Origin of the sequence: Pseudomonas sp. lyk4-TYG-107 (genome assembly GCF_030209055.1) — a bacterium.
GTDB classification, from domain to species: domain Bacteria; phylum Pseudomonadota; class Gammaproteobacteria; order Pseudomonadales; family Pseudomonadaceae; genus Aquipseudomonas; species Aquipseudomonas putida_A.
This window is the reverse complement of the sequence record NZ_JARVST010000006.1, coordinates 207,023-222,125: the sequence shown is the minus strand read 5'-3', so window position 1 is coordinate 222,125 and position 15,103 is coordinate 207,023. Positions and strand designations below refer to the sequence as shown.

The following is a 15,103-nucleotide window of genomic DNA, read 5'->3' as shown; positions in this document are numbered from 1 at the left end:
AAAGATAAGCTCAGCTTAACTGCGTCGCCGGTCTGTCGTACAGGCTGTGTTTCATCGCATACTGCGCGGCTTGAATTTCAATCGTTTTACGGAATAACCCGAATGAAACGTACGCCTCATCTGCTCGCCATTCAGTCCCATGTGGTCTTCGGCCACGCCGGCAACAGCGCCGCCGTGTTTCCGATGCAGCGGGTCGGGGTGAATGTCTGGCCGCTCAACACCGTGCAGTTTTCCAATCACACCCAGTACGGGCAGTGGGCCGGTGAAGTGCTGGCGCCGCACCAGATCCCCGAACTGGTCGAAGGCATTGCCGCCATTGGCGAGCTGGGCAACTGCGACGCCGTGCTTTCCGGTTATCTGGGCAGCGCGGCGCAGGGCCGGGCGATTCTCAGTGGCGTCGAGCGCATCAAGTCGGTCAATCCGAAGGCGTTGTACCTGTGCGACCCGGTGATGGGCCATCCGGAGAAGGGCTGCAGTGTGCCGGCCGAAGTCAGCGATTTCCTGCTGGAGGAAGCCGCTGCGGTGGCGGACATCATGTGCCCGAACCAACTGGAGCTGGACAGCTTCTCCGGGCGCAAGCCGCAGTCGCTGTTCGATTGTCTGGCGATGGCTCGGGCATTGCTGGCACGTGGGCCGAAAGCGGTGCTGGTCAAGCATCTGGATTATCCGGGCAAGCCGGCGGACGGTTTCGAGATGTTGTTGGTGACCGCAGACGAAAGCTGGCACCTGCGCCGTCCGCTGCTGGCGTTTCCGCGTCAGCCAGTGGGTGTCGGCGATCTGACGTCTGGGCTGTTCCTCGCGCGGGTACTGCTCGGCGACAGTCTGGTGGCGGCGTTTGAGTTCACCGCAGCGGCGGTGCATGAGGTGCTGCTGGAAACCCAGGCGTGTGCCAGTTACGAGCTGCAACTGGTGCGAGCGCAGGACCGGATTGCGCATCCGCGGGTGAAGTTCGAGGCGACGGCGATCAGTCTGTAAGACCGCATTACGTCCATTCGCGAGCAAGCCCGCTCCCACGTTCGACTGCATTCCCATGGGAGGACTGCGATTCAATGTGGGAGCGGGCTTGCTCGCGAAGGCGATCTGTAAAGCGACATCATTCCAAAGGGCTGATCAGGCGTCGCCCTTGATCTCCTGATAACGCTTTTCCAGCTCCTGGCGAATTTGCCGACGCTGCTGGGCCTGCATATAACGACGCTTGTCTTCGCTGTTCTGCGGTTGCAGCGGCGGCACGGCGGCCGGTTTGCGCTGGTCATCCACCGCAACCATGGTGAAGAAGCAGCTGTTGGTGTGGCGCACCGAGCGCTCGCGGATGTTCTCGGTCACCACTTTGATGCCGACTTCCATCGAGGTGTTGCCGGTGTAGTTGACCGACGCGAGGAAGGTCACCAGTTCGCCGACATGGATCGGCTCGCGGAAAATCACCTGATCCACCGACAGCGTTACCACGTAGCGGCCGGCATAGCGGCTCGCACAGGCGTAGGCCACTTCGTCGAGGTATTTGAGCAGGGTACCGCCGTGGACATTGCCAGAGAAGTTGGCCATGTCGGGGGTCATCAATACCGTCATCGACAGTTGGGCGTTTCCGGGTTCCATAACGTTCTCACGGATCAAGGCTGGATGGCTGGACGCACCTCTGCGGGTGCCTGGTGGCTTTTTCAAAAGCACCGTTATCGGGACGCCAGACGACTGGCTGCCGTCACGCCGCGACCGATCTGTTTCCTTATATTGCACCGCCTTCCAGCCGGAAGTCGCGGTGTTAACCTGCAAAAGGCCCTGCCCAAGGGCAATTCCTACACGAAAAGCGGATTTTTACCCAACTCGCTCAGACCTTTCTGAAGTCTGACGGCGGGTCACGTCATACAAGGAGCCCACACCATGCATGCCATCAGCTTTATTCAGGACCTGGCAGTGATCATGTTGGTCGCAGGTGTGGTCACCGTGCTGTTTCACCGCTTCAAGCAGCCGGTGGTGCTCGGCTACATCGTCGCCGGTTTCATCATCGGCCCGCACACACCGCCGTTCGGCCTGATCCACGACGAAGAAACCATCAAGACCCTCGCCGAGCTGGGGGTGATTTTCCTGATGTTCTGCCTCGGGCTGGAATTCAGCCTGCGCAAGTTGTTCAAGGTTGGCGCCACGGCGTTTATCGCGGCATTCCTCGAAATTGTCCTGATGATCTGGATCGGCTACGAGATCGGTCGCTGGTTCGACTGGAACACCATGGACTCGCTGTTCCTCGGCGCAATCCTCGCCATCTCCTCAACCACCATCATCGTCAAGGCGCTCAACGACCTGAAGATGAAGAACGAGCGCTTTGCGCAACTGATCTTCGGCGTACTGATCGTCGAGGACATCCTCGGCATTGGCATCATCGCCTTGCTGTCGAGCATCGCAGTCAGCGGCACGGTCAGCTCCGGCGAAGTGTTCTCCACGGTCGGCAAACTGTCGCTGTTCATGATCGTCGCGCTGGTGGTCGGCATTTTGCTGGTACCGCGTCTGCTGGCGTATGTCGCCAAATTCGAAAGCAACGAGATGCTGCTGATTACCGTGCTGGGTTTGTGTTTCGGTTTCTGCCTGCTGGTGGTCAAGCTTGAATACAGCATGGTGCTCGGCGCCTTCCTGATCGGCGCGATCATGGCCGAGTCGCGGCAGCTGCTGAAGATCGAACGGCTGATCGAGCCGGTTCGCGACCTGTTCAGTGCAATCTTCTTCGTCGCCATCGGCCTGATGCTCGATCCTATGATCCTGCTGCAATACGCGTGGCCGATTGCAGTCATTACCGTGGCGGTGGTGCTCGGCAAGATGTTGTCCTGCGGCCTCGGGGCGTTTATCGCCGGCAATGACGGACGCACCTCACTGCGTGTGGGGATGGGGCTGTCACAGATTGGCGAATTTTCCTTCATCATCGCCGCGCTCGGGATGACGCTGCAGGTCACCAGCAACTTCCTTTATCCCGTTGCGGTGGCGGTGTCGGTGATCACCACGCTGCTGACGCCGTATCTGATCCGCGCGGCCGATCCGCTGTCGATCAAGCTCTCGGCAGCGGTGCCCAAACGCCTGGGCCGGGTGTTCGGCATGTATGGCGAATGGCTGCGCAGCATTCAGCCGCAAGGCGAGGGCGCGATGCTGGCGGCGATGATCCGGCGGATCCTGTTGCAGGTCGGGGTCAATCTGGCGCTGGTGATCGCGATCTTCTTCAGCGGCGCGTTCTTCGCCGGACGGTTGTCGGTGTGGATGCAGGACTGGATCACTGATCCGAGCTGGCAGAAGGCGTTGATCTGGGGCGGGGCGCTGCTGCTGTCGCTGCCGTTCCTGATTGCGGCGTATCGCAAGCTCAAGGCGTTGTCGATGCTGTTGGCGGAGATGGGTGTGAAGCCGGAGATGGCTGGGCGGCACACGCAGCGAGTGCGTCGGGTGATCTCCGAAGTGATCCCGATCCTCTCGCTGCTGGTGATCTTCCTGCTGTTGGCAGCCTTGTCGGCCAGTATCCTGCCGACCAACAAGTTGCTGGTGCTGGTCGCCGTGGTCGCGGCCGCCGTGGCGGCGCTGCTCTGGCGCTGGTTCATCCGCGTGCACACGCGGATGCAGGTGGCCCTGCTGGAAACCCTCGACAACCACAAGGAGTCGTCGGGGCACTGACCGACCCGGGCGTCTGGCGAATCAGCTTTCCAGCCAGACGTCCCGCGCCCAGTGCCACACCGATTCCCAGGACTCTTCGGTGATCAGCTCTTCTTCGCCGGACCACAGCACCACGGTGCCGTCTTCTTCGACGCAGTAGTAGTTGTCGCCGTCCTGGCAGATCGGGATCAGGTCGCGCGGTACGCCAGCGTCCCAGGCATTGGCCGCGACATCCGGCAAGTAGGTGTGTGATTGCGGGTCGGTGACGGTCACCGGCTCGAGGCTGCCGTACACCACGTCGCTGACGGTCAGCAGAAACTCTTTGAAGACGAACGGGATGTTGATGAAGAGTTCTTCTTCGATTTCTACCAGCTGGTCTTCGTCGGGCAATTCCAGGGGAACCGGTACGGGTTCGTTGGCTTCGCGCAGTTGTTCGATGATTTCTTCCACGTCCGGGATCCTCTTGCTTGAATGGCGCGGTTTATATGGGCCGGTTTATACAGTAGCTCGCTATAGATGCAACCGCGAAATAGAAAACCCCGGCCGAGGCCGGGGTTTTTATTACCGCATGCGTAACGCCGAGGGATCAGCCGTTCTGGCGGATACCGGCCACCAGCCAAGGCTGGTTGTCGCCCTGTGGACGTTCCATGTTCCAGCTTTCGCTGAACACTTCGCCCTGATCGAAACGCGAGGTCTTCGACACGCCGCTGAAGGTCAGGGTGGCGATGGTCTTGTCGGCACGATCATCCACGCCGTCCAGCTGTACCTGCAAGTTGTCGATGTAGGTCGACTGGAAGCCGTCGCCCAGGTCCGCACGCTCACGCTTGAGGAAGTCGAGCATTTGCGGGGTCACGAACTCAGCAATCTTGTCCATTTCGTTGGCGTCCCAGTGCTGCTGCAGCGACTGGAAGTGGCTGCGCGCAGCGGCAAGGAAGTTCTGCTCGTTGAACCAGGCCGGTGCGTTGATCACCGGACGAGCGGCAACCGGCGCGGCCGAACCACCGAAGATCGAACCCATGGCGGCAGGCTTCTGCTCGAACACTTCACGCTGCATCGGCGCGCCGGCCGGAGCCAGGTGCTCCTGCTGCTTGCGTCGACGCGCAGCGATGAAGCGGAAGATCACGAACGCGATCACGGCCATGATCAGGATGTCGAAGATCTGCATGCCCTGGAAGCCGCCGCCCATGAACATGGACGCGAGCAGGCCACCGGCGGCGATACCGGCCAGAGGGCCGAGCCATTTAGAAGCGCCGCCAGCCTTGGCCGCGGCACCGGCAGCGCCGGCTGCACCAGCGGTCGCTGCTGCGCCGCCCATGCCTGGGGAAGAAGGAGCCATCTGGCTGGTCTGGTGCGTCGGCGCAGCGCCGGCGCTTTTGCCACCACCAAAGCGCTTGGCGTTGGCGTCGAGGCTCATCGTCAGGCCGATGCACAACGCCATGGCGATGCTAAGAAAACGTTTCATAAAGGGAATTCCCGTTTGTGGAGACACGCGCGCCATGTTGCACAGCTGAAGTGTTACTGGCTAGCGAGAGAGTGTTTCGGGCTTTTGCCTGACAGCTTAGGTTCAGCTCCATCGAAGCAATAAGGCCATGTACTTTTGTCTGTAGGAAAATGGGATAGGTTCAGCGGGAAACCTGCTTATCGACGCAACGCCAGCATTACCACACCGGCGGTGATCAGGCCGATGCCGCCCCATTGGCGCAGGTCGAGTTTCTCGCCCAGCAGGATCACGCCGAGCACCGCCACCAGTACCACGCTGAGCTTGTCCACTGGCGCGACCAGCGAAGCCGGGCCGACTTTCAGCGCGCGGAAGTAACACAGCCACGATGCGCCGGTACCCAGGCCAGATAACAGCAGGAACAAGTAGCTCTTGGCGGAAATTGATCCCAATGACTGATATTGGCCCGTCGCGTACAAAATCAAGGCCAGGCTGACCAGGACCACGATGGTGCGCAGCAGGGTAGCGAAGTCGGAATTGACGTTTTCGATGCCGATCTTGGCGAAGATCGCCGTCAGCGCGGCAAAAGTTGCCGAGAGCAGGGCCCAGAATGTCCAGGAAGAGAAGAAGCCTGAGCCCATGCAAATATCCTTGTTAGATCATCCGACCCCTGTGGGAGCGAGCCTGCTCGCGAAAGCCACGCTGCGGTTTATCAGATCAACCACGGTGATGTCATTCGCGAGCAGGCTCGCTCCCACAGAAAAGCGAAACCGGCGTCAGATCGCTTCCAGCTTGGCGTATCCCAGCATCAGCCACTTGCTGCCTTCGCTGAAGTTCACCTGCACCCGCGCCTGCGCGCCGGAACCTTCGAAGTTGAGGATCACGCCGTCGCCGAAGATCGAATGTCGTACCGCCTGACCGAGGCTGAAGCCGGTTTCCGGGATCTCGCTGCCGCTGAACAGGTTGCTGCCGCTCATCGACTGGTTGCCGCCGAACGGTCGGCTGACGCTGTTCGACAGGCGCACTTCCTGAATCAGACCCTTCGGCACTTCACGGACGAAACGCGAGACCTTGTTGTAGGTTTCGCTGCCGTACAGGCGCCGGGTTTCAGCATAGGTCATCACCAGATTCTGCATGGCACGGGTGATGCCCACATAGGCCAGGCGGCGCTCTTCTTCAAGGCGACCCGGTTCTTCCAGGCTCATCTTGTGCGGGAACAGGCCTTCTTCCATGCCCACCAGGAACACGTAAGGGAATTCCAGGCCTTTGGCGCTGTGCAGGGTCATCAGCTGAATGCTGTCTTCGTGCTCGTCGGCTTGAGTGTCGCCGGCTTCCAGCGACGCGTGGCCGAGGAATGCCGCCAGTGGCGTCAGCTCTTCGTCTTCTTCGGTGGTTTCGAAGTTGCGCGCGGCGCTGACCAGTTCCTCAAGGTTTTCCACCCGGGCCTGGCCTTTCTCGCCTTTTTCCGCTTCGTGATAGGCGATCAGCCCCGATTGCTCGATGACGGTCTGAGTCATCAAGTGCAGCGGCATCTCCATGCACTTGGCGGCAAGGTTTTCGATCAGCTCGATAAACGCACCCAAGGCGCCGGCAGCGCGACCGGTCAGGCCTTTATTGGCGACCAGTTGGCGCATCGCTTCCCACATCGATACATCGCTGTGGCGAGCATGGTCGCGGATCGCTTCGACTGTTTTTTCGCCAATACCACGGGCCGGGACGTTGATCACCCGCTCCAGTGCTGCGTCGTTGCCACGGCCTTCAAGTAAACGCAGGTAGGCCATGGCGTTCTTGATTTCCGCGCGTTCAAAGAAGCGCTGGCCGCCATAGATGCGGTACGGAATGCGCTCGCGCAGCAAGGCTTCTTCGAGAACGCGCGATTGGGCGTTGGAGCGGTAGAGAATCGCGATATCGCTCCGAGCCAGGCCGGTTTTCAGCGCGCTTTCGATGGTTTCGACAACGTAGCGTGCTTCGTCGTGTTCGTTGAACGCGGCGTACAGGTTGATCGCTTCACCATCGCCACCGTCGGTCCACAGCTCTTTGCCGAGACGTCCGGTGTTGTTGGCGATCAGAGCGTTGGCCGCCTTGAGGATGCCGGCGGTGGAGCGGTAGTTCTGCTCCAGACGAATGGTCACCGAATCCGGGAAGTCGGACGAGTACTGATGAATGTTCTCGATTTTCGCCCCGCGCCAGCCGTAGATCGACTGGTCGTCGTCGCCGACCACCATCAGGCTGTCGCCGCCCTTGCCGAGCAGGCGCAACCAGGCGTACTGCACGGCGTTGGTGTCCTGGAATTCGTCGACGAGGATGTGGCGGAAGCGCTTCTGATAGTGCGCCAGCAGACCCGGGTGATCGCGCCACAGGTCGAGGGCGCGCAGCAGCAGTTCGGAGAAGTCGATGACGCCGGCGCGCTGGCAGGCAGCCTCGTAGGCCTCATAGATGCCGCGCATGGTCGCCAGGTACAAGTCGCCGCTGGCCTGAATGTGTTGCGGACGCAGACCTTCGTCTTTCTGCCCGTTGATGAACCACTGGGCCTGACGGGCTGGCCAGCGTTGTTCGTCCAGTCCCAGCTCGCGGATCACCCGCTTGACCAGCCGCTGCTGGTCGTCGCTGTCGAGAATCTGGAAAGTCTGGCTCAACCCGGCTTCCTGCCAGTGCGCCCGCAGCAAGCGGTGCGCCAGGCCGTGGAAGGTGCCGACCCACATGCCGGCCGGGTTGATACCCAGCAACTGTTCGATGCGATGACGCATCTCGGCAGCGGCCTTGTTGGTGAAGGTCACCGACAGAATGGAGTGGGGCGAGGCGTTTTCGACCTGGATCAACCAGGCGATACGGTGCACCAGCACTCGGGTTTTACCGGAACCGGCACCGGCCAGGACCAACTGACGGCCAACGGGGGCTGCTACGGCCTGGCGTTGGGCATCGTTGAGGGAGTTCAGCAGAAGGGAGAGATCATCGCGCATCGGGGCATTCTAGGGTGCGCCGCAGGCCCGGGCAAACCGAGCTTTGCATTAGCCGATGAAAGCGCCGTCGATGACGACCGGTCGGTCACTGGCTACAGGCTTCGGCCCGCCTCACTCTGCGGGTTTTGCCGGTGATCGGACGGCGGAAAGTTTCCGGCAAATTATGATCTGGAGCAGTTTGGCAACGGGGTTGGCTTGTGTATGCTCCGTCCACGTTTCGGGCCCATGCTCACTCTTATAAGAACAACAACATTGCACAAGACCCTCAGCTCAGACCTGTCGGGCCCCTCTGTGGAACCCCGGGTCATCCGCAAGCATTACGCCGTCGAAATGGCGGTAGAACGCACGCGCCTGCTGTATCAGGGCTCGCTGCTGCCGACGATGTTCATGTTACTCAATGGTCTGGTCTGCGCCGCTTTGCTCTGGAGCCCGCAGCGCTATTTCGTGGTCAGCATCTGGCTGGTCTGGTTGTTGTCGCTGGTGGCGCTGCGGGTGATTCAGGTCGCGGCGTTCGATTCGGCGATCCCGGATCGCCAGGCCCAGCCGATCTGGTTTCGCATGTTCCTGCTCGGCTCGACCATGACCGGTCTGACCCTGGCCGGCGCCGGCATCGCGCTGGTGCCTGCCGACAACTTCATGCAGCAAGCCTGGGTGTTCGGCCTGATCGGTGCCGCGACGTTATCGGCCAGCGTTGCCTACGCCGTCAGTCTGCCGGCGTTTCTGTCCTTTACCTTGCCGTGCCTGCTGCCGGCGATCGGCTACCTGTTCTGGGGCGGAGATGAGCAGGCGCGCGGTTGGGGCTGGCTCGGGCTGATTCTGCTCGGTTCGCTGAGCGTGGTCGCCTGGCAGGTCAATCGGCTGATTGATCGTGGCTTGCTGCGACGGTTTCAGAATCAGCACCTGATCGAACACCTGCAGCAAGCGCAGAACCGCAGCGAGCAGCTCAATCAGGCGCTGGCCAAGGAGATCGAACAGCGGCGCTGTGCCGAGGGCCAATTGCGTGAAGCACAGATCGAGCTGGAAGACCGCGTGGCCCAGCGCAGCCGCGAGCTGGACATAGCCAATCAGGCGTTGAGCAAAAGCGAAGCCCGGCTGGCCCTGGCGTTGAAGGCCAGTGAGCTGGGGCTGTGGGACTGGAACCTGCAAACCGACGAAGTCCACCACACGCAGATCCAGGAGCTGTTCGGCCTCGCGCCGGAGTACGTCACGGCGATCTTGCGCGACCTCAAGCCACGCCTGCATCCCGAGGACGTGCCGTCGCTCAAGCAGGCGCTGATCGAGCACCTGAAGGGCCGCACCGAGGACTATCAGATCGAATACCGCGTGCGTCACGGCGACGGCCATTGGGTGTGGATCGAGGATCGCGGCCGCGCCGTGGAGCGCAGTGACAGTGGGCGGGTGATCCGCATGGTCGGCACCCGGCGCGACATCAGCGCGAGCAAAAGCCTCGAAGAACAGCAGCGACTGGCGGCCACGGTGTTCGAAGCAGCCAGTGAAGGCATCGTCATTCTCGACCCGAACTATGCCTTGATCGCGATCAATCAGGCGTTCAGCCGCGTCACCGGTTATGACATTGAAGACATGCTCGGGCGCAATGTCGTCGAGCTGCCGTGCAGTCGCGACGCCCGCCGGCATTACGTTTCGATCCGCCACGCGTTAGAGCAGCACGGCAGTTGGCAGGGCGAACTGGTGGAAACCCGCAAGAACGGCGAGCTGTATCCGCAGTGGCTGCAACTCAACGCGGTGCGCGACAGTCGAGGAAATGTCAGCCATATCGTCGGCTTCTTCGCCGATCTATCGGCGCGGCGCGAATCCGAGGAGCGCATGCGCTTCCTGACGCACTACGATGAGCTGACCGGGCTGGCCAACCGCTCTCTGTTCCGCGAACGCCTGCACGAAGCCCATCAGCGCGTGCGTCAGGGCGGGCGCCGCAGTCTGGCGCTGCTGCACATCAATCTCGATCGCTTCAAGCTGCTCAACGACAGCCTCGGCCACGAGGTGGCGGATCAGCTGTTGCAGAAAATGGCTCGACGCCTGGTCAACGCCTTGCCGGAGGCCGACACCATTGCCCGACTATCCGGTGATGAATTTGCCGTGCTGTTCGATGCCTACGGCAACCTGTCGAGCCTGGCGCGGGTCGCGACGCGGCTGTCGAGCAAGCTGCGTCTGCCGCTGACGGTCGAAGGGCATGAACTGGTGGTCAGTGCCTCGATGGGCATCAGCATGCTGCCGGACAACGCCCGGGAAATCTCTGCGCTGGTCAGTCAGTCGAACATGGCCATGCAACACGCCAAGCATCTGGGCGGCAACAATTTCCAGTTCTACACCGACAGCCTGCAGGCCAGCACCCTTGAGCGCCTGCAACTGGAAAACCAGCTGCGCAAAGCCATCGAAGACAAGCAGCTCAAGGTGTTCTACCAGCCGAAGCTGTGTCTGCAAACCGGGCGCCTGAATGCGGCGGAAGCGCTGGTGCGCTGGGATCATCCAAGCATGGGCCGGGTGCCGCCGGGGGACTTCATTGGTTTGGCCGAGGAAACCGGACTGATCGGCCCGATCGGCGAATTTGTACTGCGCCAGGCCTGCTGGCAGGCGTGCGAGTGGCAGCGGCAAGGGCTGGAGCCGATTCGGGTATCGGTGAACCTGTCGGTGCATCAACTGCGTCAGGGCAAACTGGTCAGTCTGGTGCGCCAGGTGCTGGAAGAAACCGGTCTGGCCCCGCACTACCTCGAACTCGAACTCACCGAGAGCCAGTTGCTCGACAGCGTCGAACACATCATCGCGACCTTCCAGCAGTTGCGCGATCTGGGGGTGAAGCTGGCAATCGATGATTTCGGCACCGGCTATTCGTCGCTGAGTTACCTCAAGCGAATTCCGGTGGATTACGTGAAGATCGATCAGGCATTCATTCGCGGGCTGGGGCAGGGCAGTGAGGATGCGGCGATCACCCGGGCGATCATCGCCATGGCGCACGGGCTGTCGTTGAAAGTGGTGGCTGAAGGCGTCGAGCGGCAAGAACAGCTGGAATTTTTACGTGCTGAACGCTGCGACGAAGTGCAGGGGTATCTGATCAGTCGCCCGGTGGAGGCTGAGCGTCTGGCTGGGCTTTTGCGCGAACAGGGAAATCCGCTTTAAGGGCTACATGCACTCCATCGCGCCTGATACGGGGACTGGAGTTACGCATTGAGCAGGCAAAAAGCCAATTCATGTAGTATAACTACAAGCGTGCTACATCCTTGCCCATAAGAAGAGTCCAGCCCATTGAATCTGCTGCAACACATCGCCCAGTCACGTCACCTGTTACGCAAGTCGGAGCTCAAGGTCGCCGACCACGTGCTGCTTGACCCTGCGGCGGTGATGCACAGTTCCATGGCCGACCTGGCCCACAGCGTCGGCATCAGCGAGCCGACCATCGTGCGTTTCTGCCGGGCCATCGGCTGCTCCGGGTTTCAGGATCTCAAGCTGAAACTGGCGCAAAGCCTGGCCGCCGGGGCCAGCTTCGGTCAGTTCGCGATCCATGAGGACGACTCGGTCGCCGACTACAGCCTGAAAATTTTCGACACTACCCTGCACACTCTGATGGAGGTTCGCGAGAAGCTCGATCCGGTGGAATTGCAGCGCGCGGTGACGCTGATGTCCCAGGCCCAGCGTGTCGAGTTCTATGGCTTTGGTGCGTCAGGCGCGGTGGCGGCGGATGCGCAGCACAAGTTCTTCCGTCTGCTGCTGACGGCGGCGGCGTATTCCGACCCGCACATGCAGGCGATGTCGGCGGTGACGTTGAAGCCGACCGACGTGGCGATCTGCATTTCCCAGTCCGGGCGCTCCAAGGATCTGCTGATCACCGCCAACCTGGTGCGCGAGAGCGGCGCGTCGCTGATCACCTTGTGCCCGAGCCAGACACCGCTGGCTGAGCTGTCGACCGTCAACCTGGCGATCGATGTGCACGAAGACACCGAGATTTATACGCCACTGACCTCGCGAATCGCGCATCTGGTGGTAATCGACGTGCTGGCGATGGGCGTGGCCATGGCGCGCGGGCCGAGTCTGGTCAACCACCTGAAGAGCGTGAAGCGCAGCCTGCGCAGCTTGCGGCTATCCCCCAAGGCCGTGAAAGCCCTGGATGACTGAAGTTATCTAAGGTCGTTCCGACCTTAATCGCGAGCAGGCTCGCTCCCACATTTGATCTCGGTGTGACACAAAATTTGTGCTCACAGAAGATCCACTGTGGGAGCGAGCCTGCTCGCGAAGGCGTCCTCAATAGCACCGCACTTTTCAAAACTTTCATCGCACTGTCATCCCCGCGCAGCCAAACCGTCATCCCTCCCGCCTATCGTGAAACTCCCGTACTCGCCTTGGGAGACTCGAAATGGCTCAGCCCTACGAAGAACGCAACAGCGCCGCGAAAACCCGTCGTCAGCAGGAAGACCAGCGCCGCATGGAATTCCGTCGCGCGATCGAAGATCGCTTCGAACTCCGTCAGCTTCAGGCTGAAATCGGTGGTTTTCCCGAGGAACTCGAACTTAATCACTGGCAGGCAGCGCCCGCAGCTTCCCGTCGAAGCGTTCAACCAGCGCGCTGATCTGCACCCGTTCGCTGCGGATAAACGCCAGGAAGGCGTGCGCCACCGGTGACAGGCGTTTGGCCTTGGCTTGCACCAGGCACCAGCTGCGAAACAGCGGCAACTCTTCGACCGGCAGCTCGACCAGGCCGCCGGTCGCCAGCTCCAGGTTCAGGGCGTGGCGCGTCAACAGCGCCAGGCCCAGACCCGCCACTACGCATTCGCGCTGGGCTTCAGCCGAGGCCACTTCCTGAGTCTGGGTGAAGTGCACGCGTTTCTCCTTGAAATACTCTTCACAGGCCAGCCGCGTACCCGAACCGGGTTCGCGGATCAGCAGTGTGTAAGGCTCAAGATCCTGCAGGCGCAGCGGCCCCATGTGTGCCAACGGATGGTCCGGACGCGCGACAGCGACAATCGGATTATTGAGAAACGGCAGGAACTCCAGGCCCATGTCCTGTGGCACCATCGACATGATCACCAGATCATCGCGGTTGTCGGAGAGGCGGCGGATCACTTGGCCACGGTTAACCACCGTCAGTTGCAGATTCACTTCCGGATGCTGGCGCTTGAACGCGGCGAACAGATGCGGCACGAAGTATTTAGCGCTGGATTCCACCGCCAGTTTCAGTTGCCCCTGCAGCGAGCCCTGCATGTCCGACAGCTGCATGTCGAGGTTTTCCAGGCGCCCGAAGATGTCCCGGCTGGCACGCTGCAGGGCTTCGGCGGCCTCGGTCATGTAGAGTTTTTTGCCGACATAATCGAATAATGGTTGCCCGATCAGCTCTTCCAGCTGACGAATCTGTAGGCTGACGGCCGGTTGTGTCAGAGACATTTCATCGGCTGCGCGGCTGTAGGAACGTAAATCACACACTTCGTTGAAAATCTGCAATTGGCGTAATGTCATACGCATCAAGGACTTACGCATTTTTTATGGGCTCTGACGGCAGGCTGATGGTTTAACTATAAGTCTTTGCTTATGCCTGACCCAATTTTTATTCATTTTTGTTAATCCCTTGTGAGGGCTAGTGTGGGGCTGCGACTAAATTGAAACATTTAGTCACGCGTCGACCTGGGTCTAGCAGGTCGTGGTGCCACCGGCTCAAGGGAATTTCCAAGTGATAAAAAAGATCCTGATCGCCAACCGTGGTGAGATTGCCGTACGAATCGTGCGGGCCTGCGCCGAGATGGGCATTCGCTCGGTAGCGATTTTTTCCGACGCCGACCGCCATGCCTTGCATGTGAAGCGTGCGGACGAAGCCCACAGCATCGGTGCCGAGCCACTGGCCGGTTACCTCAACCCGCGCAAGCTGGTGAATCTGGCGGTGGAAACCGGTTGCGATGCATTGCACCCCGGTTACGGCTTCCTCTCGGAAAATGCCGAGTTGGCAGACATCTGCGCCGAACGCGGGATCAAATTCATCGGCCCGTCGGCAGAAGTCATTCGCCGCATGGGCGACAAGACCGAAGCCCGGCGCAGCATGATCAAGGCCGGTGTGCCGGTCACCCCGGGCACCGAAGGCAACGTGTCGGGTATCGAAGAAGCCCTGACCGAGGGCGACCGCATCGGTTACCCGGTGATGCTCAAGGCCACCTCCGGTGGTGGCGGTCGCGGTATCCGTCGCTGCAACAGCCGCGAAGAACTCGAACAGAACTTCCCTCGGGTGATCTCCGAAGCGACCAAGGCCTTCGGTTCGGCAGAAGTGTTCCTGGAAAAATGCATCGTTAACCCGAAACACATCGAGGCGCAGATCCTCGGCGACAGCTTCGGCAACGTCGTGCACTTGTTCGAGCGTGACTGCTCGATCCAGCGCCGCAACCAGAAGCTCATCGAAATCGCCCCGAGCCCGCAACTGACCCCGGAACAGCGCGCCTACATCGGCGACCTGTCGGTGCGTGCGGCCAAGGCTGTGGGCTACGAGAATGCCGGCACCGTGGAGTTCCTGCTCGCCGAGGGCGAGGTGTACTTCATGGAGATGAACACCCGGGTGCAGGTGGAACACACCATCACCGAAGAAATCACCGGGATCGATATCGTCCGCGAACAGATCCGCATCGCCTCCGGCCTGCCGCTGTCGGTGAAGCAGGAAGACATTCAGCATCGTGGTTTCGCGTTGCAGTTCCGCATCAACGCTGAGGATCCGAAGAACAACTTCCTGCCGAGCTTCGGCAAGATCACCCGCTACTACGCCCCCGGCGGCCCCGGCGTGCGTACCGACACGGCGATCTACACCGGCTACACCATTCCGCCGTTCTACGACTCGATGTGCCTGAAACTGGTGGTCTGGGCGTTGACCTGGGAAGAGGCGATGGACCGGGGCCTGCGCGCCCTCGACGACATGCGTCTGCAAGGCGTGAAGACCACCGCCGCGTACTACCAGGAAATCCTGCGCAACCCGGAATTCCGTAGCGGCCAGTTCAATACCAGCTTCGTGGAAAGCCACCCTGAACTGACAAACTACTCGATCAAGCGCAAACCCGAAGAGCTGGCCCTGGCCATCGCCGCCGCCATCGCCGCCCACGCAGGCCTGTGAG

At 60.8% G+C, this 15,103-nt stretch carries 12 protein-coding genes; 6 read left to right on the top strand and 6 right to left on the bottom strand.

Features of this window, described 5'->3' with window-relative positions:
• Nucleotides 1-102 precede the first annotated feature (102 nt).
• On the top strand, nucleotides 103-975 hold the full coding sequence (gene pdxY, locus QRN61_RS06730) for a pyridoxal kinase PdxY (protein WP_027610337.1): 873 nt from the start codon (nucleotides 103-105) through the stop codon (nucleotides 973-975).
• 135 nt (nucleotides 976-1,110) lie between these two features.
• Here the strand turns inward: pdxY and QRN61_RS06725 are convergent, their stop codons facing one another.
• A complete protein-coding gene (locus QRN61_RS06725) occupies nucleotides 1,111-1,593 on the bottom strand; it encodes an acyl-CoA thioesterase (protein WP_003229693.1) in 483 nt (160 codons plus the stop codon).
• A gap of 282 nt (nucleotides 1,594-1,875) precedes the next feature.
• On the opposite strand from QRN61_RS06725, the gene QRN61_RS06720 reads away from it, so the two are divergent.
• Complete coding sequence (locus QRN61_RS06720) at nucleotides 1,876-3,639, top strand: cation:proton antiporter (protein WP_097089419.1); 1,764 nt, start codon at nucleotides 1,876-1,878, stop codon at nucleotides 3,637-3,639.
• Nucleotides 3,640-3,660: 21 nt separating this feature from the next.
• Here the strand turns inward: QRN61_RS06720 and QRN61_RS06715 are convergent, their stop codons facing one another.
• From QRN61_RS06715 to uvrD, 4 genes are all read right to left on the bottom strand, one after another.
• Nucleotides 3,661-4,068 carry an SMI1/KNR4 family protein gene (locus tag QRN61_RS06715; RefSeq protein WP_024164487.1) on the bottom strand — a complete coding sequence of 136 codons (408 nt, stop codon included), beginning with the start codon at nucleotides 4,066-4,068 and terminating at the stop codon, nucleotides 3,661-3,663.
• Between the two features lie 136 nt (nucleotides 4,069-4,204).
• Nucleotides 4,205-5,080 carry a Tim44 domain-containing protein gene (locus QRN61_RS06710; RefSeq protein ID WP_102356656.1) on the bottom strand — a complete coding sequence of 292 codons (876 nt, stop codon included), beginning with the start codon at nucleotides 5,078-5,080 and terminating at the stop codon, nucleotides 4,205-4,207.
• Nucleotides 5,081-5,256: 176 nt separating this feature from the next.
• Complete coding sequence (locus QRN61_RS06705) at nucleotides 5,257-5,697, bottom strand: EamA family transporter (RefSeq protein WP_027610340.1); 441 nt, start codon at nucleotides 5,695-5,697, stop codon at nucleotides 5,257-5,259.
• Between the two features lie 135 nt (nucleotides 5,698-5,832).
• Nucleotides 5,833-8,016, bottom strand: a complete 2,184-nt coding sequence (uvrD, locus tag QRN61_RS06700) for a DNA helicase II (RefSeq protein ID WP_095137765.1) — start codon at nucleotides 8,014-8,016, stop codon at nucleotides 5,833-5,835.
• 201 nt (nucleotides 8,017-8,217) lie between these two features.
• Between uvrD and QRN61_RS06695 the strand changes: the two genes are divergently transcribed.
• The 3 genes from QRN61_RS06695 to QRN61_RS06685 all read left to right on the top strand — a co-directional run bounded on the left by QRN61_RS06695 (nucleotide 8,218) and on the right by QRN61_RS06685 (nucleotide 12,592).
• A complete protein-coding gene (locus QRN61_RS06695) occupies nucleotides 8,218-11,148 on the top strand; it encodes a GGDEF domain-containing phosphodiesterase (protein WP_285373451.1) in 2,931 nt (976 codons plus the stop codon).
• A 126-nt stretch (nucleotides 11,149-11,274) separates the two neighbouring features.
• Nucleotides 11,275-12,141, top strand: coding sequence for a transcriptional regulator HexR (hexR, locus tag QRN61_RS06690; protein ID WP_007962240.1), 867 nt, complete (start codon nucleotides 11,275-11,277; stop codon nucleotides 12,139-12,141).
• A gap of 238 nt (nucleotides 12,142-12,379) precedes the next feature.
• Nucleotides 12,380-12,592, top strand: coding sequence for a PA3496 family putative envelope integrity protein (locus QRN61_RS06685; RefSeq protein ID WP_095137820.1), 213 nt, complete (start codon nucleotides 12,380-12,382; stop codon nucleotides 12,590-12,592).
• On the opposite strand, the gene QRN61_RS06680 is transcribed toward QRN61_RS06685, so the two are convergent.
• Nucleotides 12,534-13,496, bottom strand: a complete 963-nt coding sequence (locus tag QRN61_RS06680) for a LysR family transcriptional regulator (RefSeq protein ID WP_097089426.1) — start codon at nucleotides 13,494-13,496, stop codon at nucleotides 12,534-12,536. The genes QRN61_RS06685 and QRN61_RS06680 overlap by 59 nt on opposite strands.
• Nucleotides 13,497-13,686: 190 nt before the next feature.
• Between QRN61_RS06680 and QRN61_RS06675 the strand changes: the two genes are divergently transcribed.
• Nucleotides 13,687-15,102, top strand: coding sequence for an acetyl-CoA carboxylase biotin carboxylase subunit (locus QRN61_RS06675; protein WP_027610345.1), 1,416 nt, complete (start codon nucleotides 13,687-13,689; stop codon nucleotides 15,100-15,102).
• Nucleotide 15,103 lies beyond the last annotated feature (1 nt).

Coding starts and splice junctions, on each gene's coding strand:
- QRN61_RS06710 (WP_102356656.1), bottom strand. CDS start 5,080: ATGAAACGTTTTCTTAGCATCGCCATGGCGTTGTGCATCGGCCTGACG.
- QRN61_RS06720 (WP_097089419.1), top strand. CDS start 1,876: ATGCATGCCATCAGCTTTATTCAGGACCTGGCAGTGATCATGTTGGTC.
- QRN61_RS06695 (WP_285373451.1), top strand. CDS start 8,218: ATGCTCCGTCCACGTTTCGGGCCCATGCTCACTCTTATAAGAACAACA.
- QRN61_RS06725 (WP_003229693.1), bottom strand. CDS start 1,593: ATGGAACCCGGAAACGCCCAACTGTCGATGACGGTATTGATGACCCCC.
- QRN61_RS06680 (WP_097089426.1), bottom strand. CDS start 13,496: ATGCGTAAGTCCTTGATGCGTATGACATTACGCCAATTGCAGATTTTC.
- QRN61_RS06685 (WP_095137820.1), top strand. CDS start 12,380: ATGGCTCAGCCCTACGAAGAACGCAACAGCGCCGCGAAAACCCGTCGT.
- uvrD (WP_095137765.1), bottom strand. CDS start 8,016: ATGCGCGATGATCTCTCCCTTCTGCTGAACTCCCTCAACGATGCCCAA.
- pdxY (WP_027610337.1), top strand. CDS start 103: ATGAAACGTACGCCTCATCTGCTCGCCATTCAGTCCCATGTGGTCTTC.
- QRN61_RS06705 (WP_027610340.1), bottom strand. CDS start 5,697: ATGGGCTCAGGCTTCTTCTCTTCCTGGACATTCTGGGCCCTGCTCTCG.